At 36.2% G+C, this 23,663-nt stretch carries 27 protein-coding genes and 1 pseudogene; 12 read left to right on the top strand and 16 right to left on the bottom strand.

Annotated features, from left to right (window positions below; all coding sequences use genetic code 11):
• Positions 1-5: 5 nt before the first annotated feature.
• The 16 genes from QPK98_RS01370 to QPK98_RS01295 all read right to left on the bottom strand — a co-directional run bounded on the left by QPK98_RS01370 (position 6) and on the right by QPK98_RS01295 (position 11,533).
• A complete protein-coding gene (locus QPK98_RS01370) occupies positions 6-1,067 on the bottom strand; it encodes a class I fructose-bisphosphate aldolase (RefSeq protein WP_310991226.1) in 1,062 nt (353 codons plus the stop codon).
• 11 nt (positions 1,068-1,078) lie between these two features.
• Positions 1,079-2,092: a type II glyceraldehyde-3-phosphate dehydrogenase gene (locus QPK98_RS01365; RefSeq protein ID WP_310991225.1), complete on the bottom strand. Its 1,014-nt coding sequence runs from the start codon at positions 2,090-2,092 to the stop codon at positions 1,079-1,081.
• A 19-nt stretch (positions 2,093-2,111) separates the two neighbouring features.
• Positions 2,112-3,458, bottom strand: coding sequence for an APC family permease (locus QPK98_RS01360; protein ID WP_310991224.1), 1,347 nt, complete (start codon positions 3,456-3,458; stop codon positions 2,112-2,114).
• 11 nt (positions 3,459-3,469) lie between these two features.
• Entirely contained in the window at positions 3,470-4,795 is a 1,326-nt protein-coding gene (gene nhaA, locus QPK98_RS01355) for a Na+/H+ antiporter NhaA (RefSeq protein WP_310991223.1), read from the bottom strand.
• A 43-nt stretch (positions 4,796-4,838) separates the two neighbouring features.
• Complete coding sequence (locus QPK98_RS01350; RefSeq protein ID WP_129759415.1) at positions 4,839-6,182, bottom strand: NAD(P)/FAD-dependent oxidoreductase; 1,344 nt, start codon at positions 6,180-6,182, stop codon at positions 4,839-4,841.
• Positions 6,179-6,640, bottom strand: a complete 462-nt coding sequence (locus QPK98_RS01345) for a universal stress protein (RefSeq protein WP_310991222.1) — start codon at positions 6,638-6,640, stop codon at positions 6,179-6,181. Before QPK98_RS01345 ends, QPK98_RS01350 begins: the two co-directional genes overlap by 4 nt.
• Positions 6,641-6,669: 29 nt before the next feature.
• On the bottom strand, positions 6,670-7,185 hold the full coding sequence (locus QPK98_RS01340) for a hypothetical protein (RefSeq protein WP_310991221.1): 516 nt from the start codon (positions 7,183-7,185) through the stop codon (positions 6,670-6,672).
• A 16-nt stretch (positions 7,186-7,201) separates the two neighbouring features.
• A complete protein-coding gene (locus QPK98_RS01335; protein ID WP_310991220.1) occupies positions 7,202-7,909 on the bottom strand; it encodes a lycopene cyclase domain-containing protein in 708 nt (235 codons plus the stop codon).
• A gap of 4 nt (positions 7,910-7,913) precedes the next feature.
• Positions 7,914-8,714, bottom strand: a complete 801-nt coding sequence (locus QPK98_RS01330; RefSeq protein ID WP_310991219.1) for an AlbA family DNA-binding domain-containing protein — start codon at positions 8,712-8,714, stop codon at positions 7,914-7,916.
• 111 nt (positions 8,715-8,825) lie between these two features.
• Positions 8,826-9,101 carry a DUF5676 family membrane protein gene (locus QPK98_RS01325; protein ID WP_310991218.1) on the bottom strand — a complete coding sequence of 92 codons (276 nt, stop codon included), beginning with the start codon at positions 9,099-9,101 and terminating at the stop codon, positions 8,826-8,828.
• A 17-nt stretch (positions 9,102-9,118) separates the two neighbouring features.
• Positions 9,119-9,337 carry an SHOCT domain-containing protein gene (locus tag QPK98_RS01320; RefSeq protein ID WP_310991217.1) on the bottom strand — a complete coding sequence of 73 codons (219 nt, stop codon included), beginning with the start codon at positions 9,335-9,337 and terminating at the stop codon, positions 9,119-9,121.
• 4 nt (positions 9,338-9,341) lie between these two features.
• The gene (locus QPK98_RS01315) at positions 9,342-9,566 is read right to left on the bottom strand and encodes a heavy-metal-associated domain-containing protein (protein WP_310991216.1); all 225 of its coding nucleotides are present in this window, start codon (positions 9,564-9,566) and stop codon (positions 9,342-9,344) included.
• Between the two features lie 11 nt (positions 9,567-9,577).
• Complete coding sequence (locus QPK98_RS01310; RefSeq protein WP_310991215.1) at positions 9,578-9,847, bottom strand: hypothetical protein; 270 nt, start codon at positions 9,845-9,847, stop codon at positions 9,578-9,580.
• A 198-nt stretch (positions 9,848-10,045) separates the two neighbouring features.
• Positions 10,046-10,249 (bottom strand): membrane or secreted protein, encoded by a 204-nt coding sequence (locus QPK98_RS01305; RefSeq protein WP_310991214.1) that lies wholly within the window; start codon positions 10,247-10,249, stop codon positions 10,046-10,048.
• A 110-nt stretch (positions 10,250-10,359) separates the two neighbouring features.
• The gene (locus QPK98_RS01300) at positions 10,360-10,941 is read right to left on the bottom strand and encodes a helix-turn-helix domain-containing protein (RefSeq protein ID WP_310991213.1); all 582 of its coding nucleotides are present in this window, start codon (positions 10,939-10,941) and stop codon (positions 10,360-10,362) included.
• A gap of 169 nt (positions 10,942-11,110) precedes the next feature.
• Positions 11,111-11,533 carry an HYC_CC_PP family protein gene (locus QPK98_RS01295; protein WP_435373084.1) on the bottom strand — a complete coding sequence of 141 codons (423 nt, stop codon included), beginning with the start codon at positions 11,531-11,533 and terminating at the stop codon, positions 11,111-11,113.
• Positions 11,534-11,826: 293 nt separating this feature from the next.
• Here QPK98_RS01295 and QPK98_RS01290 point away from each other — a divergent pair, with 293 nt between their 5' ends.
• From QPK98_RS01290 to QPK98_RS01235, 12 genes and pseudogenes are all read left to right on the top strand, one after another.
• Positions 11,827-12,243, top strand: coding sequence for an HYC_CC_PP family protein (locus tag QPK98_RS01290; RefSeq protein ID WP_310991211.1), 417 nt, complete (start codon positions 11,827-11,829; stop codon positions 12,241-12,243).
• 134 nt (positions 12,244-12,377) lie between these two features.
• Positions 12,378-16,118, top strand: coding sequence for an efflux RND transporter permease subunit (locus tag QPK98_RS01285; protein ID WP_310991210.1), 3,741 nt, complete (start codon positions 12,378-12,380; stop codon positions 16,116-16,118).
• A complete protein-coding gene (locus QPK98_RS01280) occupies positions 16,115-17,326 on the top strand; it encodes a TolC family protein (RefSeq protein WP_310991209.1) in 1,212 nt (403 codons plus the stop codon). Before QPK98_RS01285 ends, QPK98_RS01280 begins: the two co-directional genes overlap by 4 nt.
• Positions 17,327-17,374: 48 nt before the next feature.
• Positions 17,375-19,690 carry a multicopper oxidase domain-containing protein gene (locus QPK98_RS01275; protein ID WP_310991208.1) on the top strand — a complete coding sequence of 772 codons (2,316 nt, stop codon included), beginning with the start codon at positions 17,375-17,377 and terminating at the stop codon, positions 19,688-19,690.
• Positions 19,691-19,710: 20 nt separating this feature from the next.
• Positions 19,711-19,908 (top strand): SHOCT domain-containing protein, encoded by a 198-nt coding sequence (locus tag QPK98_RS01270; RefSeq protein WP_092205772.1) that lies wholly within the window; start codon positions 19,711-19,713, stop codon positions 19,906-19,908.
• Positions 19,909-19,973: 65 nt separating this feature from the next.
• Positions 19,974-20,549, top strand: a complete 576-nt coding sequence (locus tag QPK98_RS01265) for a hypothetical protein (protein WP_310991207.1) — start codon at positions 19,974-19,976, stop codon at positions 20,547-20,549.
• Between the two features lie 35 nt (positions 20,550-20,584).
• The gene (locus QPK98_RS01260; RefSeq protein ID WP_310991206.1) at positions 20,585-20,773 is read left to right on the top strand and encodes an SHOCT domain-containing protein; all 189 of its coding nucleotides are present in this window, start codon (positions 20,585-20,587) and stop codon (positions 20,771-20,773) included.
• A gap of 6 nt (positions 20,774-20,779) precedes the next feature.
• Positions 20,780-21,166 carry a DUF302 domain-containing protein gene (locus QPK98_RS01255; protein ID WP_310991205.1) on the top strand — a complete coding sequence of 129 codons (387 nt, stop codon included), beginning with the start codon at positions 20,780-20,782 and terminating at the stop codon, positions 21,164-21,166.
• Between the two features lie 51 nt (positions 21,167-21,217).
• Positions 21,218-21,829 (top strand): DUF3347 domain-containing protein, encoded by a 612-nt coding sequence (locus tag QPK98_RS01250; RefSeq protein ID WP_310991204.1) that lies wholly within the window; start codon positions 21,218-21,220, stop codon positions 21,827-21,829.
• A complete protein-coding gene (locus QPK98_RS01245; RefSeq protein WP_310991203.1) occupies positions 21,829-22,281 on the top strand; it encodes a heme-binding domain-containing protein in 453 nt (150 codons plus the stop codon). Before QPK98_RS01250 ends, QPK98_RS01245 begins: the two co-directional genes overlap by 1 nt.
• Before the next feature lie 22 nt (positions 22,282-22,303).
• Positions 22,304-22,864 (top strand): DUF3347 domain-containing protein, encoded by a 561-nt coding sequence (locus tag QPK98_RS01240; protein WP_310991202.1) that lies wholly within the window; start codon positions 22,304-22,306, stop codon positions 22,862-22,864.
• A 554-nt stretch (positions 22,865-23,418) separates the two neighbouring features.
• Positions 23,419-23,659, top strand: a pseudogene (locus QPK98_RS01235) (permease); the annotation flags it as partial.
• Positions 23,660-23,663: the final 4 nt, after the last annotated feature.

Raw genomic sequence — 23,663 nt, 5'->3', positions numbered from 1 at the left:
TATAATTAAGCCACCGTTATACTATTTTCCAGATATATCTGTTGCACGGAATGCAGCAACTCAATGCCCGTACCAAAAGGCTTTTGAAATGCTTTCCGACCCATTATTAACCCAGAGCCACCAGCTCTTTTATTAATTATTGCTGTTGTAATGGCTTCGGTCAGATCTGATTCACCTTTGGAACCACCGCCTGAATTAATCAATCCTATTTTGCCCATATAGCAATTGGCCACTTGCAACCTGCATAGGTCAATTGGATGGTCTGTTGTTAGTGTTTGGTACATTTCATCATCATATTTTCCAAACCCGATTTCCTTAAATCCGAAATTGGTTGTCGGTAATTTTTGTTTAATGATATCCGCTTGAATAGTTACGCCCAAATGATTAGCCTGTCCTGTTACATCGGCAGCCGCGTGGTAATCTTCTTTTTCGGTTTTAAAAGCTTCATTTCGTGTATAGCACCATAAAATGGTAGCCATACCCAGATTGTGGGCTTCTTCAAAAGCCTCTGCTATTTCTTTGAGTTGTCTGTTACTTTCCGCTGAACCAAAATAGATGGTTGCACCAATGGCAATTGCACCCATATTCCAAGCATCTTTTACCTTGCCAAATAAGGTCTGGTCATATTTCTTGGGATAGGTAAGCAGTTCATTGTGGTTAATCTTTACAATGAACGGAATTTTATGGGCATATTTTCGTGCATTTAATCCTAAAACCCCAAAGGTGGAAGCCACGCCATTACATCCTGCTTCTATTGCCAATTTTATAATATTCTCTGGGTCAAAATAATCTGGGTTTTTATAGAATGAAAAAGCAGCACTGTGCTCAATACCTTGGTCAACAGGAAGGATACTTAAATAGCCTGTACCTCCCAGATTTCCGTTGTTGTACAATTGTGAAAGACTTCGAAGCACCTGCGGATTTCTGTTGCTACTGCCAAATACTTTTTCTAAACTATTTTTGCTTGGCACTTGCAATTCATCCTTTGTTATTTTTTCACAAACGTGTTCTAAATAAAAGTCTGCTTTTTCTCCTAAAAGTTCTACTATATTTTTGTCTGTTTTCATCTTGATAGTATTTAATGGATTCTTAGACTTTCATTTGTTTTGGCTATGGATTTTGTACCATCTGTTTCAATTCCAGTTAATGCCCTAATAGCATCAATTGTTTCCGGGATTACAATAGCTTGATTATCGACTACATAAGCATAGAAAAGCTCGTCGCCCTCTACTTTCAGCATATCTTCCCATAGGGCTACTTCGTACATATCGCCCCAAGGTCTTCCCATATCCAAGAACATTTCCTTTATGGTATTGTTGGAAACCAAACCTTGGTCATATTGAATCAATTTAATACGGCTGGACGTTTTAAAGGCATTTAGCACTTCTTCTTTTGAAGCTTGTTTTTTCAATTTTACGTTCCAGTAGTGCATATGGCTTAAGGTTTGAGGAACTTTTACTGCTGCGGTGACAACATCCAAATCTGGATCGACACTTTTGGCGTCTGGTCCTTGATGGCTCGGAATATCCTTTTCGGGAACCATTGTGTTCATAATGCCACCGAGATGACTTTCCCAAGGGTCTGTAGCTCTTCTTAATAGTGTACCTCGGGCATAATCCAATAAATCGGCTCTTTTTAAAGCGGTCAATGTTCTTAAGATAGAGGTGGTGTTGCAGGAAACAACTCTTGTAGCGTTTATGTTTAGAGCAGATTCATAATTATTTTCTGCACTAAAGGAATGGCCTGTTGTTTCGTGTTTTTCGCCACCGTGTAGAATAAATTTGATGTTCTGCTTCTTATAGACTGCTACATTTTTTGATGCAATTTTTTTAGGGGTACAATCCACAACGAGGTCAGACTTATTTAAAAGTTCCTGCATATCGCCTTTTACCGAAATATTTTCGGATTTCATTTCGTATTCGGCTTCTTGAGTTGCCGCATAGATATCGTATTTTTTTCTTACCGCATTTTGAATACGCCAATCGCTAATGATGTCGCATACTCCCGAAAGATTCATATCGTTTTGTAAGTTGATGGCATCTGCCACCCTTTTTCCAATGACTCCGTATCCTATAACTGCTATATTTTTCATATAATTTGATTTTTATTAATTATGTTTTATTGTTTGTAGTTTCCATTCCCATTGGCATATTACCTTCATCGTCTGTGTGTGAAATCATAAAAAGACGTTCTGCAACAAGTATTAGAACAATCCCAATCGCTGCTACGATAAGCACCAATGGATCGTTCAGATATTTTATATAAAGAAAGGCTGCTAATACCGCAATGTCCAATACGATGGCTATTAATGGGATAATAGGCTGAAAATTCACTTCGTTTTTAAGGTGACGGAACAGTCCCCAATGGATAGCGATATCCATAATCAGATAAAAAATAGCTCCAATGGATGCTATCCTTGTCAAATCGAAAAGAACCGTTAGTAATATAGCCAGGGCAACCGTGAATATAAGTGCAGGATTTTTAAAGTTCCCCATTCTTTTTAAAGATGGGACTTGTTTCATATTGCTCAACATTGCCAATAAACGTGATGCCGAAAACACACTGGCTATAACACCTGAAACGGTTGCTACAATCGCTATTGCAATGGTAATCCAAGAACCCCATTCCCCAAAAACGGGACGTGCAGCGGCAGCCAAAGCATAATCCTTTGCTTCAATTATTTCAGGAATGCTTAAACCTCCTGCAACAGCTAATGCCAAGGCTACATATATCAGTGTGCAAATAAGTATGGAAAACACGATAGACCTACCAAGGTTTTTATGTGGGTTTTTAATATCTGCCCCTTGGTTCGTGATTGTTGTAAATCCTTTATAGGCAAGGATTGCCAATGCCAATGCAGCCACAAAGCCAAAGCCCTGCGGTAAAGCTTCGGTATTTTGAGGAATATAGTTTCCTGTAATGTCTGCAAATCCAGAAGCAATTAAACCAGCAATGGCGAGCAATGCAATACCAAAAACTTTGATGACTGCTGTAAAGGTAGCTGTTGCACCAATTACCCTGTTTCCTAATATATTCACGATATATGCGGTTACCAAAAGTAGAATGCCAAGAACGGATGCGTACCCAGCAAAACTTTCAGGGAACAACCGAAGCGTATATGCTCCAAAAGTGCCTGCCACCAAACTTTCTGAAACTACCATTGATACGTACATCAGCAAAGAATAAAACCCAGTAGTTGTTCCAGGCCCATAGGATTTGTTAAGGAATTTAACCACACCTCCAGACGACGGAAAAGCATTTGAAAACTTGACATAAGAATATGAACTGAATCCCACCACAATAGCTCCCGCAATGAATGCTATTGGGAATAAATCGCCTACTAACTCAGCTATTTGCCCCATAAGGACAAATATGCCAGCTCCAATCATTACGCCAGTACCAAGAGATATGGAACCGATTAAGGAAAGCTTATTATTTTTATCTGTGGTGTTTTTCATTATTTTACTATTTATAACTTTTGTGGTTTTTTCAAATTATTTATTAAGATGATAGACCCTATAACTCCTGCTATGAGAGAAGAAAAAAGAATACTTACTTTTGCGGTATAAATAAATTCTTCGCTTTTAAATGCCAATTCATTAATGAATAACGACATTGTAAACCCTATTCCTCCAAGAAAAGCAACACCGTAAATTTGATTCCAATTAATGGCATCGGGTAATTTTGCCAGTTTTAATGCAACGAATAATCTTGTAAAGGAAACAATGCCCAAAAATTTACCGAAAACCAAGCCTGCCCCAATCCCTAGACTAACTGGGCTAAGTAGCACTTGACCTACTTCACCGTGCAAGTGTATGCCCGCATTCGCCAATGCAAATAGCGGTAACACCACAAAGCTTACAATAGGATTTAGTGTTTTTTCTAATTTCTGAAGTGGGGTTTCGGCTTCTGAACTGGTGGTTTTTATATCTTCTAAAATTTCGAGTTGTTCATCAGAGATTAGTCTTCCTTGTACGGGTTTAATCTTTATAAAACGTGCCTGAAGGTTTCTTAAGCGTTTTAGAAATGTTCCTTCATTAATTTTCACTCTTCCCGGTATTGCTACAGCGGTAAGTATACCTGCTATAGTAGGATGGACACCCGAAAAGAAAAAAGCCAGCCATACACCTCCAATACCTATTAATGCATAAAACCAAGTCTTTCTAATACCTATATAATTTCCGATGATTAATACTCCAAAAAACAACAACCCGTGAAAAAGATCCATAGTAGAAATGCCAGAGGTATAGAACAGCGCAATTACCATTACTGCACCCAAGTCATCTACAACCGCAAGAGTTACTAAAAAAACTCGTAAAGCTATGGGCAGACGTTTTCCGAAAAGTGCCAATACACCCAATGAAAAAGCAATGTCCGTAGCCATTGGAACTCCCCAACCTTGAGAAGCTTCTCCAGTTGAATTGAGCAAAAAATAAATAAGGGCGGGAACGACCATACCTCCTATGGCAGCACCAATAGGAAGTATGGCATTTTGAGGAGTCGATAGTTTCCCACCCAATATTTCACGCTTTAACTCCAAACCGACTTGTAGAAAGAACAAAGCCATTAATCCATCATTGATCCACAGTAATAAGGGTTCAGCGATTTTAAAGCTTCCCACGGCAAAGGAAATATCCGTTCTCATTAAACTTCGGTATATTTCTTGCCAAGGTGAATTGGCCCATACCATTGCTATGACAACAGTGATGAGAAGCAAAATACCAGTATTGTTTAGTCCCTTTGAAGTGACACTAAATACACTTTGTATTCCATTATATGTTTTCTTCTTTAACATTATTAATTCACGTTATTTACTTCTTCTTTTTTTTAAGTATTGTTTATGAATCTTTGGATTTTGGTTTAAAGTTTCTAATAATTAGGCGGTTGCTCTTTTCATAAGTGAAATAACTTACCGCCCAATTAAAACCAACCATCAATCTATTTCTAAATCCGCTTATGGACATCAGATGTACAATTGACCACAGCAACCAAGCGAAATAGCCGGCAAACTTCATTTTTCCCAAGTCGGCTACTGCTTTACGTTTTCCTACGGTTGCCAAAGAACCCTTGTCTTTATATTCGAAAGGTTTTGGGGACTCGTTGTTAATGATTTTTAATAGTGAATTACCCAACCATTTACCTTGCTGAATAGCTGTCTGGGCTACTTGTGGATGCCCTTTCGGTGTTTCTTTTGAAATTACAGCTGCAATGTCGCCAATGGCAAATATATTTTTGTATCCTTCAACCATTAGAAATGAGCCAGTTTTTATACGGTTGCCCTTGACTACGTGTTTTTCATCAATACCTTTTGGGAATTGTCCTTTTACGCCAGCCGTCCAGATAAGATTTTTAGCCAAAATGGTCTTACCACTTTTGGTAGTGACTTCCTTTCCATCATAATTGCTTACAGCTTCATTTAATAATACCTTTACATTTAAATCCTCTAAATATTTGAGGGTTTTCGATGATGCCTTGTCTGACATCGTGCTTAACAACTCATCAATGGCCTCTATTAAATAAATATTCATAATGGAAGAAGGGTACTCTGGGTAATCTTTGGGAAGGATGTATTTGCAAAACTCTGCCAAAGCCCCTGCCATTTCTACGCCTGCTGGACCACCACCTACTATTACAAAATTTGTCAACGCGTCGCGTTCTTCATCATCACAAGTAATAGCTGCCTGTTCCAAATTTTGCAACATCATATGACGGATGTTGAGGGAATCGCGAATATCCTTCATCCCCAAACTATTTTCGGCCACAGAATCCATCCCAAAGAAATTGGTGGTCGTGCCAGTAGCCAACACTAAATAGTCATAAGAAACACTTCCCTTATTGGTAAATATAGTATTTGAATCGGGTTGAATTTCCTCAACTTCAGCCAAACGAAAGAAAACATTTTTATAGCCATTGATTTGTTTTCTGAATGGAAATACAATACTATCAGGCTCTAGGGCACTCGTTGCCACTTGATACAATAAAGGTTGAAATTGATGGAAGTTATTTTTATCGAGTAAAACCACTTGAACTTCTTTGTGTTTCAGTTTCTCAACCAATGCCAAACCTGCAAATCCTCCACCAACGATAACCACACGAGGTAATTTAGTATCGGGAAGACATATCTCATCTGTTATCTTACAGGTGGATTCCAACGTAATGCTATGTGTTTGCTTTTCTTTCATTTTTTATTTCTATCTCTTGCAATCAGTACTGAACATTTGGCATTTGTGGTTAAATATTGGGATACTGAGCCCAATACTAAGCGAGAAAGAGCACTGTGACCCTGAGAGCCTACTACAATTAAATCTGCACCCCAATTTTCTGCTTTTTCATTAATAGTACTTTTGGGCAGTCCGCTAACAACACTTGTGGTTATGGTAAGTGCCTTGTTTTCGGCCTTGATTTTATCGGAAGCTTCTGAAACGATTTTGTTTCCCGATTTTTGAGCGTTAGTTTTAATTTCTTCTATGTAATTTCCTATCTTCCCGCCCATAGTATGCAATCCCAGACCGGTTGTTTTAGGAAGTTCATAAACATTTATAATATGAATTTCACTATTTGAGGATAAAGTCATTTTCTTAAGCTCGTTAATGGCTACTTCACTAAAATCTGAACCATCTATGGCCAATACAATTTTCATAATTTGAAGGTGTTATTAATTGAGATGTCCTATACCTTATTTTTGTTTATAAATGTTTGGGCATCTTCTTTCGATGCGAAGTAAAAAACACTTCCGCTGTTTTTATCCTGAACAATAATTGCCGAAGCTTTATCTACTTTTGAATCATTAAGAGGGTTGGTGCCAAAACGGACATCACCCAAGTTTTTCTGTAATTTTTCAACACAATTTTCACAACAACCGTAATAAATAGTTCCGTTGGCTTCAATAGGTATTTGTGTTACACCCATAAACCTGTCGTTTACCATACATACTTTTTCGTTGGGGACAATTTCGTAGTTTTGGGCAGCTGAAATGTCTTCTGTTATCTTTTTAGAGACTTTGGTATTTGACTGAAGTGCACTTTCAGTAACTTTTTTGTTCTTGTCGGCACAAGATAGAAGCAGCATTGAAAGCAATAAAAGCATTACAAGACTTATGGACAATCGATAAATCTTTTCCACTGGGTTTTTACGGACTATAACTTGTGCTTTACTGTTTTTTTTATTTAAAGTGATCTGTTTCATTTTATATAGTTTTAAATTAATTACGTGCTTTATTTAAGTAAATAAGTTTTCGCCAATAGATGTGTTCGTACAATCCAGACCAGTACATTCCAAAGGTGAAGGCGAACAATAATTCTTCAAAGGGAATTCCTAGAACAAGAATATGGGTTAGGTTGTCAAGATTCCAGTACAGCTCCACATATTGCGGATAAAATGGAAGGATGCTTCCGAAATAAATGAAGTACAATACCGTAAACAGAATTCCCCCAACCCATATCTTTCCTTTTAAATCCGGACGACAATAAAGGGTTGCTAACCCACCTATGAATAAAGCTATAATGCCGCAATAAATGTGATTGAGCGACGTAAATAGCGCTAGAATGATGAACACGTATGCTGGCGTAAAAAGTAAAAAAATATGCAATCGGTGCCTGCTATGACTTCGTTCGTTATGTGGTATTTGGGCAAGTCCTCTTTTAAAAATAAGATTGTAGAGTACCGTACCAATACCACCTATAGCGAAAGAGAAGATTAAACTTTCAATATCAAAACCTGTTTTTTCCGCCAAATCAAACAGTGAAGGTGGCATCCAATATTCTGGAACAAATAATGGCTCTGTTAAACCAAAGGGCATTGTAATAAGGCTCATTTTAAGCATTTCTTTTCTATTCCCTTTTTTGGACAAGAAAATAACTGCCCAAAGTGCAAGGATAATGAGAGACCATATAAACCAGACGTATTGCATAGACCTATTGTTTTCTATTTTCTAAATAATTAACAGCTTCCTTAACCGTCAATGGGTAGGTTGCATTGCCAGTACGCACATAAAATGTGGTGTTTTCGGTATCGTTGACATAAATGGGTTTTTCCGAAGGTTCGATATCCACTACGCACACATCTTTTTCATTAATATCATAGAATGAAATATGGTTGCTGAAACAAGCCTCGTGACCCAATTGTGTAGAAATAATCCTGAACACCGCACGTTCATACCCATCCCTGTTTTTGTGCTTTAGGGTTTTATAATCTTTTTCCAATCCCAGAACATTTCCTTCGTCATCAACACCAATTATTAATTTTCCACCTTTTGCGTTCATAAACCCTGTGATGGTTTTGGCTATGATAACTTCTAGGTCGCGATTGGTAGATTTACGGTAATAGTCATAACGTATGGAAGACTTAAATTCTACTCGTTCATTTTCGCCAGACTCGATTAATTCTTCAATATCACGAACAAGTAATCGCTGTTGTACGCCTATAAGTTCATTTTTCTTTTTCAGGTTTATCCAAAATAAACCTGAAACTATCCCCAAGAATCCTCCCAATAAAGTTAAGAGGCCGCCCATTCCCTGCATATCGAAAGTGAAAGATTCCAAAAAACGTTCAATTAAGATTTCTTGGAACAAAGGGAATGAAAAGGTTGTATCACTGTATTCAAACCAATAAAGTACCATTGTAAAAGGGTGTACCAGGAAATAAAAAATGCCTGCCCCAATTAACAGATGAGTCAAAATGGTCTTAATATTTCTATAACTGCTACTACTTTTCATATAGTTATTTTCTTAATTCAAGCGGTTTGTTGCTACATACTTTTTAAACATTCTTGATAGAAGCATACACTAAACCAGAATGAATAAAATTCTTAATTCAGGAATGACAAATCATCTCTTTTTAATTTGGGCATTATAAAAACCTCCAATACAGGCACCTATTAGCCACCAAAGAATAAAAGTTTGTACTATTCCCATTAACACTTCTAAAAGCGGAATATCCATTCTGATGATATTGGAAGTGTCTAAACCGTGCAATAAGCTATTGAAAAAGACGATTGTACCTTCACGTCCTGCTGTGGCCATTACTATCATACAACCCAAATAAATTATGGTTCCTGTAAGACCGAAGGCAAAACCGAGTTTTTTTACGTTTAATCGATACATAATTTTATGTTTTTGAGTTAGTTGTCCGAGTTTATAATCTTTTTTGATTCTTCAAATTCTTCTTTGGTTATTTCCCCTTTTGCGTAACGCTTTTTGAGAATATCCAGTGGGCTCTCCTTTTTTGTTTTTTGATAGGGTATATCTGCTGGGATAAAGAATATCCAAGCAATTAAGATGACCCAAATAATCCACCATATAAGGTGCATTCCTCCAAAATGTCCATCGTAGTAGTGCATATTTTTAAATTTTTGATGATTGTTGATTTATTGTATATCCTTTTAGTTTATCGAGTTGTTTCTGCAATTCGGCTACCGTAAGGGTTTTGTCCATAGTGATTACCGTTGCACCTTTTGGTGCTAGGAAAATCTCTGCTTTTTCTATGTTGGGGTGTGCTTCAAGGGTGTCTATTACCCTGGCTACACAGCCTCCGCAACTGATTCCGTTTATTTGAAATTTTTGTTTCATTGCTTTTGTTGTTAATGTTTGTGTCCTTTGTGCTGCTCTTCAGCTTTTTCAGATGGTGCGTTTTTACCATTTTTGGATTTATCATTTTGTTTATGCTGTGAATGGTTATGCCCACCGTGCCTATGTGAGCCGTGGGGCATAAATAAATGACAGGCAAACATAAAAATGATGAAAATAAAAAGTGATGAACCACCTCCTATACCAAATGAAGGTGCCAAAAAAATGAGCAATAATGGCAACGCACAGCCTATGAGCATCCATATCCAGTGATTGTTTTTCATTGTTTTAGTTTTTTTTAGTTATTAATATATTAATAGTTGTCTTTAGAAGTAAACACGTAGCCTAAACCTTAATCATTCACTGGTGTGTGTTTATTTCTTTTTCGTCTATCATATTTATAAATATGGTCATCCTCTATACAATTTGACCAAGTATTTTTCTATTCTAAACCGGCCATTTTTATGCCCGTAAATTGTCTGTTAAGAATGTGTAGGTTCGTCGCAGTCTTTAAATTGTTCAGGAGTTTTGCCACAAAATCCACATTGCTCTCCATTTTTATTAAGCATAGGGTTTTGGCTTGCGCAAGTTCCGGCAAACTTGCCGTCTTTTTTTGCCCAAAGTTTTATCGCTATTCCTGCAAATGCCAATCCCACAAGGATAAGAGTGATTACTATGAGTTTCATTTTTTAAGTTTATTTATTTGAATTAAACATTTATTTTAATTTCTTATTTATTGAATACGGTAAAATTAACAACTGGCACAAGCATTTATCTGCACAACTTTCGTTGTTATCTATATAATTTCATCATAAAAACTTCGTTTCCAGTTTTCAGTATTTTTATAATCGGTCATACTCATACCAACCACGTCCTTAAACTGTCTAGATAGGTGGTTTACACTACTGTAGTCCAATAAATACCCTATATCTGAAAAGGAATGTTGTTTAAGCTGAATGAGCTCTTTGACTTTCTCTATTTTCAATTTAATAAAGTACTTTTCAATGGTTGTCTGTTGATTGGCTGAAAATAATCTGCTCAATGTCTTGTAATCTTTATGAAGTCTTGAAGCCAATAGTTCAGATGTTTTTACCTTAATGTGTAACGGTAGTTCTTGCAATTGTTCAATTAGAATAATCTTGATTCTTTCCGTGAGCATTTCTTCTTCATTCTGAACAATTTCAAAATCATTGGCGTGAAGTACATTTGTAACGGCATCGATAATTTCATTGTTCGCTTTTTTTGGTGCTTCTACCAGCAACCTTCCCAATTCTAGGGAAAGTACTGTCACTTCAAGTTCTTGTAATTCTTGCTTAATTACTTTTAAGCAGCGGTTACAGACCATATTCTTAATCCAAAATTCTTTTGGTTTGTTCATAGTATTTAATGTATTGTCATTGAGTTTAGCTCAATGGTCTGATAGGTTTAGCCTAACAGGATTAATATTGTGTAGCGTTGTTGAGAATAGGGTACAACAAATGTTAGCCAGAAGTGAAATATTGGCTATAGAGGTAATGCAGATTAATTTTAACCTGCGATGTAGAAAATCAAATTAAAAAGGACTCGTTGAGAATTACAAGGTCTGTGGATAGCAAAGGTGGCCTATAAGCCTTAAAAGGTACTGTGTTTTTCTCTAAACCTTCAAAAAGGTTGATATAAGAATAGACGAAATTGTTTAAGAAAACTAAAGTTTCAATCTCTGAAATTGTATTGGCTTTCTTGAAGGTGTCATCTCCTTCTTTCACGATGGTTTGATTATCGCAACAGTCTTTTTCTTGTATTGTAGTACATTGCTTGGAATCATTATCTTTTTTCTGTGCAGTCTCCAAACAAGATTCCGCTTTACTAAAAAAAGCCATATCCACCATTTTATTGCAGCAAAAGTGCATATTTACCGTAAAGGAGGTAGTGGAAAACAGTATAAAAACTGCTAATAGAAAGGATAATATTCTAGTAAAAAGAGATTTCACAGTGTAAAGTTAATAAATTTTGTTTAACATTGAAGGATTTTCTAAAATTAAACACAACTGTTCAATTGTTTTATTATCAGTTTTTTACGAAAAAACAACAAAATTAATTGATACGAAATATAATTCTAAAAGTTCAACAGAACTATGATTTATATCATATAAAGGAAACTGCAAAAGAATTTTATTTGCAGATAGTAGTTAAGCGGTTTAATGCACAAAATAAACATTGATAAATCAAAAAAAATTGTTAAATAAACAAAATGAGATAAATTTTTTATAAATTTGCAACATTAATGAAAAAAGTTTTTCATAAAATATCATCCGTTTGTTTAGCACTTATCGTGTTATTGTCAACAGTTTCTTTTACTATTGATAGTCATTACTGTGGCGAAACTTTGGTGGATTCTTCTTTATTTGGGCACGTTGAAACTTGCGGAATGGATAAACAACTATCCAAAAATGATTGTCAAAGTGAAGTTCAGGATGATTCCTGCTGTTCAGATAAACAATTAGTTGTTGAAGGTCAGGATGACCTTAAGATATCTTTTAACACCTTAAATTTTGAGCAACAAGTCTTTGTTGTCTCTTTTGTACATTCTTATATCAATCTCTTTGAAACTCTTGATTCGCAAATTGTTCCTTTTAGAGATTATGCAGTTCCCTTTCTCATACGGGATATTCAAAAACTGCACGAGACGTATTTAATTTGATTTTAAACAGTTTCCGATAAATATCGGAATAGCTAGCCCTATGGTCAATACTATTTTGGGCTCACTTTCTTGTGTTTAATATTTTGATTTTATCAGGATATTATTCTATGTATAACTGTTTAATAATCATTGTAATGCTGAATAAAAGCATCAAATTTTTAATCGAGAACAAGTTAGTAGCGGTTCTACTACTTGCACTTTTTATTGCTTGGGGAGTCGTAAATGCCCCGTTTGAATGGGATACAGGCTCACTTCCTCGAGACCCTGTTGCCGTAGATGCCATACCAGATATTGGCGAAAACCAACAAATTGTATTTACCAAATGGGATGGTCGTTCCCCTCAAGATATTGAGGATCAAATTACTTATCCTCTAACCACATCGCTTCTCGGTATTCCAGGGGTTAAAACAATACGTAGTTCATCTATGTTCGGGTTTTCGAGCATTTATATCATTTTTGAAGAAGATATTGAATTTTATTGGAGCCGAAGCCGGATACTTGAAAAATTAAACTCATTACCAGCCGGACTTCTACCTGAAGGCGTTAATCCAGCTCTAGGTCCTGATGCCACAGGATTAGGGCAAATATATTGGTACACCCTTGAGGGACGTGATAAAGATGGTAATGTTACAGGTGGATGGGATTTACAGGAATTACGAAGTATTCAGGATTTCTACGTAAAATACGCTCTGTCTTCGGCAAGTGGTGTTTCCGAAGTGGCTTCAATTGGCGGATATGTTTTGGAGTACCAAGTTGATGTCAATCCAGAGTTGATGAGGCAGTATAAAATTGGTTTGAATGAAGTTGTAAAAGCGGTCAAACAAAGCAATAAGGACGTTGGTGCTCAAACGCTGGAAATCAATCAAGCAGAATACCTTATTCGTGGTTTAGGATATGTCAAATCCATTGCCGATTTAGAAAATGCGGTGGTAACATCAGAAGATTTTACATCTATACGCTTAAAAGATATTGCCAATGTTTCCCACGGGCCAGCAACAAGAAGAGGCCTTTTAGATAAAGAAGGGGCTGAAGTGGTAGGTGGTGTTGTGGTAGCCAGATATGGCGCTAACCCAATGGAGGTAATCAATAACGTAAAGGAAAAAATCAACGAATTAAGTTCTGGCTTGCCGTCAAAAACATTGAGTGACGGTAGAACCTCACAATTAACCATTGTCCCTTTTTACGATAGAACAGAGCTTATTCAAGAAACCTTGGGCACGCTTGACGAAGCACTTACTCTAGAAATTCTAATTACCATTTTTGTGATTATTATAATGGTATTTAATTTAAGGGCCTCGGTATTGATTTCAGGATTATTACCAGTAGCGGTATTAATGGTTTTCATTTCAATGAAACTATTTAATGTAGATGCCAATATTGTAGCCTTGTCGGGTATTGCTATTGCTATTGGTACAATGGTGGATGTGGGTGTCATCCTTTCAGAAAATGTGTTGCGGCATATTGATGAAAACGACGAGAACTTGCCAATGAACACTGTTGTTTATAAAGCGACTGCCGAAGTATCTGGGGCTATCTTAACAGCGGTAATGACCACTATTATAAGTTTTATTCCAGTGTTCACTATGATTGGTGCCGAAGGTAAATTATTTAGGCCATTGGCTTTTACCAAAACCGCAGCCCTAACTGCATCACTAATTGTGGCTTTATTTTTAATACCACCTTTTGCAGCCTTTTTCTTTAAAAAACGCGGCATAAAAAAGTCATTAAGCTTAATGTTAAATGGTGTATTGATTGTTGGTGGGATATTGGCACTAATATTTGGATACCCGCTTGGAATAATATTAGTTGCTTTTGGAGTGGTAGGGCTACTTTCATTAAAAGAAAAAATCACCCAAAAACGTGCCAACATCATTAACATATTTGTATCTGCCTTTGCCATTATATTTTTGCTGGCAGAATATTGGAGGCCATTAGGAGTTGATAGAAGCATCTCGATTAATTTAATTTTCGTGGGGCTTATCTGTTTTGGTCTTTTGGGCGTGTTTACCCTTTTCCGAAACTATTATGTACGAATTTTAAATTGGGCATTACGCAACAAGCTATTATTCCTTTCTGTACCTACTGCCATCGTGATTTTTGGAGTTATGATTATGAATAATACAGGTAAGGAATTTATGCCGTCACTTAATGAAGGTTCTTTTCTGTTAATGCCTACATCAATGCCACACGCTGGCGTTGAAGAAAACAAACGCGTATTACAACAATTGGATATGGCAGTTGCCAGTATCCCTGAAATTGAAACCGTAGTAGGTAAATCTGGGCGTACAGAATCTGCCCTAGACCCTGCACCTTTATCTATGTACGAAAATGTTATTCAGTACAAGTCTGAATATATTCTTAACGAGAAACGAGAAAGACAACGTTTTAAAGTCAATGAAGACGGCTTGTTTATGTTAAAGGATGGTGGTTTGGTTACAAATCCAAATATGGAAGTTGATGTAGAAGATGACAAATACAATGCATCCACCATTAAAGACCCTTTTAAGGTTAAAAGCTCACAACTTATCCCCGATGATGATGGAGAGTACTACAGAAACTGGCGACCAGAAATTGAATCACCTGATGACATTTGGAAAGAAATTGTTAGAGTTACAAAAATTCCAGGTGTTACTTCTGCACCTAAATTACAGCCCATTGAAACACGTTTGGTAATGTTGCAGACAGGTATGCGAGCACCAATGGGAATAAAGGTTAAAGGACAAGATTTAAAGGAAATTGAAGCCTTTGGGGTACAATTGGAAGATATACTGAAACAAGCAGAAGGTGTTAAAGAGGAAGCGGTTTTTGCAGATAGAATTGTTGGAAAACCTTATCTGCTGTTGGACATAGATAGAGACCGACTTGCACGATATGGTATTTCCATCGAACAGGTACAGCAAGTTATACAAGTTTCTGTTGGTGGAATGGTGCTAACCCAAACCGTAGAGGGTAGGGAACGTTACGGAATTAGGGTACGCTATCCAAGGGAATTGCGTGCAAATCCAAATGACTTAAAAGACATCTATGTTCCTGTCGAAAAAGGAAGCCCAGTACCATTAAGTGAACTGGTTACTATTAGATATGAGAAAGGACCACAGGTTATAAAGAGCGAAGATACTTTTTTAGTCGGCTATGTCCTTTTTGATAAATTAGATGGTTTCGCCGAAGTAGATGTGGTAGAAAATGCCCAAGCCATTATTCAAGAAAAAATTGACAATGGCGAATTGATCGTTCCAAAGGGTATCAACTATCAATTTACGGGAACGTATGAAAACCAGTTGCGAGCAGAAAAAACATTGAGTGTGGTAGTACCTCTGGCTTTGGCTATCATTTTTCTAATCCTATATTTCCAGTTCCGTTCTGTTGGAACGTCATTAATGGTCTTTACTGGAATTGCTGTTGCATTTGCGGGAGGTTTTTTAATGATTTGGTTCTATGGTCAAGATTGGTTTTTAAACTTCAGCTTTTTCGGAGAAAATTTGCGAGACCTCTTTCAAATGCACACCATTAATTTAAGTGTTGCCGTTTGGGTTGGTTTTATTGCCCTATTCGGTATCGCAACCGATGATGGTGTAGTAATGGCCACCTACCTTACGCAAACCTTTGACAAAAACAAACCTAAAGATAGAAAAGGCATAAGGGCATCTGTAGTTGAGGCAGGAGAAAAACGTATTCGTCCGTGTTTAATGACAACGGCGACAACCATTCTTGCTTTATTACCTGTATTAACATCAACAGGTCGAGGGAGTGATATAATGATTCCAATGGCTATTCCGTCATTTGGTGGGATGTTAATTGCACTTGTAACCCTATTTGTTGTGCCAGTTTTATTTAGCTGGAAACAAGAATTTCAATTAAAACGAGCTACAAAATGAGATATATAATTTTAATAGCACTTGTTTTTTTCGCTTTCGCGGAAGTAAATGCACAAGATTTAGCATTCTATATTCAGGAGGCTGAAAAGAACAATCCAGAAATTCAAGCTTTTGAATTGCGGTACAATATCGCCGAAGAAAAAGTAAATGAAGTTAACAGCTTACCAAATACTGAATTTAATTTTGGCGTTATGGCTATAGCACCTGAAATGGATATGCCTATGGAACAATTTAGTGCCTCTGTAATGCAAATGTTACCGTGGTTTGGGACTATTTCAGCAAGGGAAAATTATGCATCATCTATGGCAGAAACGCAATTTGTCGATATAGCAATTGCGAAAAGAAAACTTTCATTGTCAGTATCCCAGTCATATTATAAACTCTATGCCATACGTGCAAAACAGCTTATTCTGGATGAGAACATTGAACTTTTACAAACCTATGAACGCCTTGCATTAACCTCACTGGAAGTTGGTAAAGCATCAGCAGTTGACGTACTTCGCCTTCAAATAAGGCAAAACGAATTAGTTCAACAAAAGGAAGTGTTGGAACAGGATTTTCAGGCAGAACAGACGCTGTTCAATAACCTTTTAAATCGTGAGGAAAATATGTCGGTAGATGTTGTGGAAGAAATGATGATTCCGGATGTTGACCCTCTGGTTTTAAATGAGAACCTTCAAATAAACCCGGAGCTTATTAAATATGATAGGTTATATGAATCTGTTGAGCAGTCAGAGCTGTTAAACCAAAAGGAAAGTGGTCCTATGGTAGGGTTTGGAGTGCAGTATATTAACCAAGAAAATAGTCCAATGATAACTAGCTCTTTTAAAGATATGGTTATGCCTATGGTTTCTATTTCTATTCCCATTTTTAATAATAAATATAAGTCTGTGACAAGACAAAATGAGTTGAAACAACAAGAAATAAAATCTCAAAAAGAGGATAGGTTGAATAAGCTGGAAACACTTTTGGCACAAGGGCTTTATAATAGAAATGCGACAAGAATTAAGTTCAATGTCCAAACCGATAATTTGAAACAGGCCATTGATGCCGAGGAAATTCTTATTAAAAACTACGAAACTGGAACTATAGATTTTAACGATGTGCTAGATGTACAAGAATTACAGTTAAAGTTTCAAATCAATTTAATCGATTCCATTAAAGGGTATTATACAGAATCTGCCTTAATAAATTATTTAACAAGATAAAAAATTGAACAAGGCCAAATTGGCTTTAGAATACTAAAATAAAGAATTATGATTAGAAAGATAACAATACTGCTTGTGTTCCTCATAACATCTATGGGTATTGCACAAGTAGGAACCAACGGACAAGATAGAAAAGAAGAAGGACGACCTATTAAAGAGTATAACCTTACCATTGAAGAAAATAAAATGACGCTTGGTGGTGTTACAGCTAATGCAATGACCATCAATGGTGATATTCCTGGACCTGTTTTGGAATTTAACATAGGAGACCTTGCCATTATTAATGTTACCAATAAGATGGATGAAGAAACTTCTGTGCATTGGCACGGTTTAATACTTCCCAATTTTTACGATGGTGTGCCTTATTTAACCACACCACCAATAAAACCAAATACTACATTTCAATATAGAATCCCTATCAACCAGTCGGGTACGTATTGGTATCATTCCCATACGATGCTTCAAGAACAAAAAGGAGTCTATGGCTCGATAGTTATTCATCCAGAAGAAAAAACATTGGACTACGACAAGGATTTAGTGGTAGTTCTTTCGGATTGGACAAACGAAAAACCAATGAATGTATTACGGAACCTCAAAAGAGGCAACGAATGGTATCAAGTTAAAAAAGGAACAGCAGTTCCATTAAGTAGAGTAATAAAGGAAGGTGCATTAGGTGCACAATTTAAGTTTTGGCGGGACAGAATGGAAGGTGCGGATATTGCAGACATTTATTATCCCACATTTTTGTCCAACGGTAAAAAATTGGTAGAGTACCCAGAATTTAAACCAGGAGAGAAAGTACGACTTCGTTTAATAAATGCTTCTGCATCAACATATTATTGGATGGGTTTTGGAGCAGGTAACCCAATGATAGTTGCCAGTGACGGTGTTGATGTAACGCCAGAGCAAAAAAACCGATTTCTTTTTGCAATTGCAGAAACCTACGATGTAATTGTGACCATTCCAGAAGGTACATTAGAGATTACTGCTACAGCACAAGACGGCTCTGGTAATACCTCAATTCGTTTGGGTAGTGGCAAGCTTTATCCAGCCAAAAAAATTGACAGACCTAGTAAAATAGAGATGATGAAGCAAATGGCTAAAATGGATATGAAAATGGGAGCACCTGCAATGGTGGGAAACAAAAAAAAGAATACACCTGAAGTTTTAATGCAGAAGTATGGAATGAAGATGGATATGAAAGACGGACAGATGAAAATGGGAATGCAGGATAAAATGTCAATGAAAGATGATAAGATGAATAACCAAATGGATATGAAGATGGAAAAAGACGGTCATATGCACAATATGCAAATAACGCAGAAAGACACCTCTTCTTTTGATTATAATACTCGTAAAACATATTTCAATTACGATTTTTTAAAGGCTAAAGAGAGCACCACTTTTAAGACAGATGCACCGGTAAATGATATTTTACTAAATCTTACTGGTAATATGCAACGCTACGTTTGGAGTATGAATGGCGTACCACTATCCGAAACCGATAAGATAAAAATCAAAGGGGGCGAAGTAACGAGAATTACGATGAACAACCTTACGATGATGCACCACCCGATGCACTTGCACGGTCATTACTTTAGGGTAATTAACGAAAATGGAGAGCGTTCACCACTTAAACATACCGTAAACGTACCACCGATGCAAAAAGTGGTAATTGAGTTCTATAACGAAGAATATGGCGACTGGTTTTTTCATTGCCACATATTGTATCATATGATTGGTGGAATGGCTAGGGTGTTTAGTTATGATACCCCTAGGGATGACAGAATGAAAGATTATCCAGTCCAGAAACTTATCGATGAGACAGACCATTATTATTCGTGGGGATTGGCTCGTATAGGTTCAAACTTTAATGAACTCTTATTAACATCGAGCAATATCCGTAACGAATTTGGATTGAGGGCAGAGTTCGATTACGACAAAAACCTTGAGGCGGAAGTCAGCTATAATAGGTACCTGAATGATTGGGTGCGTCTTTACGTAGGTGTTAATACCGAAACTGAAATACCAAATTCTTTCGACGAGTTCAATACGGTTGGACTGGTTGGGGTTAAATACTTTACGCCTTACAGATTTAACGTAGATGTGAGTATGGATAATCAACTGCGTCCAAGAATACGTCTAGACAGAGAGTTGTTGATTTTTCCTAGAATTTTTCTGGAAGGCGAATACGAATATAGAGCGGACTTTGGATGGGTCAATGATTTAGAGGATAACAATTCCTTTGAAAGTGAAACCCAATGGTTGGTTGGAGCTTCGTATATCCTCTCGCGTAATTTTTCAATCCAAGCAAACTACAATAACCGATATGGTTGGGGTGGTGGATTATTGGCAAGATTTTAACAATTTAAAAATATAAAACTATGGACTATAAATGGGATTTTATAATCGTTTTCGGAGTAATATTTCTAGGCATTCTCATCTATGCAGGAGGAAAAAAAATAAAGCGTTCTAAAAGTTCAAAGGCTATGGACATATTGAATGAGAGATACGCAAAAGGGGAAATATCGAAGGAAGAATATGAAGAAATAAAACAAAAAATCAACTCAAAAATCGAATGATTAACAATAATTAATCACAATTAAAGAATAAATAACTGAATTATTAACAATAAAAAATATCAAGTATGAAAACAATTGTAAAAACAGTATTGATTATCGTAACAATTGGCACATTGGTCAGTTGCAAATCAACCTTCAATGCCAGCGAAACATTACAGGTTGAAGAAAATAGAAATGCCATTTATCAAGAAATCATTTCAAATCCTATTCAGTTTGCCGATTTTATCAAGGAGGCACAAAAAAATAAGGATGCCAAAAAAATAATGATGAAAACCCATATGGAGCTGATGGAGTCTGGAAATATGAAAATGATGATGGAGAAGAATCCTGAAATGAAACAAAAAATGCAATCACATATGCAAATTATGATGGAGAAAAATCCGGAAATGATGCAAAAGATGCAATCCAAAATGCTAGATAAAATGATGGGTAGTGAGAAGGGCCGTAAAATGTTGATGAATAAAATGCACAACAATGAAGAAATGAAAAAGGCAATGAAAGAACGGATGAAGAAAATGATGGACGAAAACCCTGAAATGATGAAGGAAATGATGCAAAAAATGATGAACGACCCAAAGATGAAGGAAAAGATGGAAAAAATGAAGGGCAAGAAGAAGAACGCCCAAGGCCATAAGCACTAAAAAGAACTGAATAAGAACAATAAAAATTTTCAATTATGATGATGTGGTGGTGGATATTAATACCGATTGTACTGGTATTGGGCATATTTCTATACATTGGAAAAAACAGACAATATACTGTAAAGAAAGAAAATCCTCTGGATATTCTTAACAGCCGATTCGCCAAAGGCGAAATATCCAAAGAAGAATACGAAGAACAAAAACGAATGTTGAACAAAAAATAAAAGCTAATGAACTACTATTTTAATAAAACGGTCAATGGAACTTTTGAAGATGTTATTGATAAAGTTACCCAAGGATTGAAAGACGAAGGTTTTGGCATACTCACAGAAATTGACGTCAAAGAGACCTTAAAAAACAAACTGGATGTAAACTTCAAAAAGTATAGAATTCTAGGGGCTTGTAACCCACCCTATGCACACAAAGCTTTGCAGGCAGAAGATAAAATTGGAACGATGTTGCCCTGTAATGTCATAGTGCAGGAAATTGAAGCAGGCATCATTGAAGTAGCAGCCGTAAACCCAATGGCATCGATGCAGGCTGTGGAGAATAAAAATTTGAATGAAATTGCCAATGAAATAACTGCAATGCTAGAAAACGTAATCGAAAAACTATAAAATACATTTCAAAAAGTAATACAAATAAACACAAACATAAATTAAAACAAAATGAGCAAATTAAAATCAACATTAGGTATAGTTGCAATAGCATTTATAACCTTAACAGCAATGTCTTGCAAAGACAACAAAAATGAACAAAATAATGCAGATGGGAACCATTCTGAAATGAGTGCCGATGAAGACCATTCAAAAATGAATCACGATGGAGATAAGAAGGAAATGGCAATGAGTGGCGATGGTAATTCACAAGGTGTATTAAAGGACTACTTTAATCTTAAAAATGCGTTGGTTGCAGATGACAATGCTAAAGCAAAAACACTTGGTGCAACTCTGGCAACAACTTTAAGGAACTTTGATGTTTCATCAAATTTTTCCGACACTCAAAAAGCCGAATTAAAAGATATTATAGAAGATGCTGTAGAGCACGCAGAACATATCTCGGAAAGCGATATAGATCATCAGCGAGAACACTTTAAAATATTGAGCAAGGATGTAACTGATATGGTTGCAATTACAGGAACTGAAAACACGCTTTACCAACAGTTTTGCCCAATGTACGATGGCGGTAGTGCTTGGTTGAGTATGAGCAAGGACATTAAGAATCCCTATTACGGAAGTCAAATGTTGAATTGCGGAAAGGTGCAAAAAGAGATTAACTAATGAGGATTGTAAAAATCATAGCAATAATATTATTGGTAGCGTTTGTAGGAATTCAATTTATTCCCACAACACGAAATCAAAGTGATACTGTACCGTCAACGGATTTTATGTTGGTCAATAATGTGCCAAAAACGATTCAAAAAAAGTTACAAGTGTCCTGCTATGATTGCCACAGTAATAATACGCAATACCCTTGGTACAATAAAATTCAACCTGCTGCTTGGTTTTTGGAAGACCATATCAAAGAAGGAAAGGCCGAGCTTAATTTCAGTGAATGGGATTCCCTGTCAAGCCGACGAAAAGCCAGTAAATTAAGATCTATTGTCAAACAGATTGAAGCTGGCGAAATGCCTTTGGATTCTTACACTTTGATACATAAAGAGGCAGTCTTTTCAGAAGAGGAAGCAAAAGAGGTAATTAATTTTATTACAGAATTAAAAGACAGTTTATAAACAATAATTAAATATAATAAAAATGAAAAATTTAAAAATGAGTATAGCAGCAATGCTATTGTTAGCAGTTTCTTTTACCAACGCACAGGAAAAGAAAAAAATGAACCACGATCACGGAGATATGAAAATGGATCATAGTAAAATGTCAACTATGAAAAGTGATGCAAAAACAGAAGCAATTTTAAGTGATTACTTTAATTTAAAAAATGCTTTGGTTGCAGATGACACCAAAAAAGCAGCTCAAGCTGGGTCTAAATTGGTAGTTTCTCTTAAAGCTTTTGATACGGACGGTTATTCAAAAGAAAATAAAGAAGAATTGGCAGATATTATAGAAGATGCAACCGAGCACGCCGAGCATATTTCTGAAAGTGCCATAGACCACCAACGCGAACATTTTAAGACCTTAAGTAAGGACATAACAGATTTGGTAGCCATTACGGGAACAAAGAACACGCTTTACCAACAATTTTGCCCAATGTACGATAAAGGTAGTGCGTGGTTGAGTACCAGCAAAGAAGTAAAAAACCCATATTACGGTAGCAGAATGCTTAAATGTGGGAAAGTGCAAAAAACTATTCAATAGATAATCCCCTGCCTTTAATAATCTTTTAAAAACACTGGTTTATTAGTTAACAGTGGCTTATGAGATAATAAGGTTATCTGAATAGTTATAAAGTCCTGTCGTGGGAAGGAAACAATGTTGATGGTTAGTGTTAGTTCCTTCCCAAGTCAGGCACAATGAACTTTTGAAGAAGAGTAGTTGATTTGGTTAATAGCAGCCTGAACTGGGAGAGAGATTAAATCCCTAAATATAGCGTCTCTCTTCCTAGGTCGGGCAAATTAAAATTTCGCAGAAAAAAAGTTTAGTGAAGATGCTTGATTTTGAGGGGTAAAAATTTGGTTGGTTTATTAAAGTTTACCTCTCATCTTCAAGTATTATTTATAAGGTTTTGCCAATAACAATAAAGAAAAGAATTTATAACAATGAAAGAATGTTGTAAGAACGGTTGCCAACAAACAACAGGTAAATCTGTCGTTAAAAAATGGCTCAATTATATAGTATATACAATCCTAATCTTAATAGTTGGTGGTGCGTTGGCACTTCAAGTATTTAGTTAAGAGCATAAATTAAAAACGGTTAAAATTCAAGATAGTGACTATTTTAAAATTGACTATACGTTCTTTTTTGAATATGGCTTTTTTAGCAATTACGGGCTACTTAATTTATTTAGGGTTCTTTAAAAAGAAGGACGTCGAAAGTAAGATGAGCGAGATGGCACCTAAAAGCCCATTGCTTGAAAAGGTTTTAAAATATGTTGCCTATATCTGCTACGTATGGTTGGCTGGTGGAATCATTGTCAAATTTTTTGTGAATTAAATTA

This window comes from Aequorivita marina (assembly GCF_031631895.2).
Taxonomy (GTDB): domain Bacteria; phylum Bacteroidota; class Bacteroidia; order Flavobacteriales; family Flavobacteriaceae; genus Aequorivita; species Aequorivita marina.
Note: the sequence above shows the minus strand (reverse complement) of the source record. Positions and strands in the feature narration are given on the sequence as shown.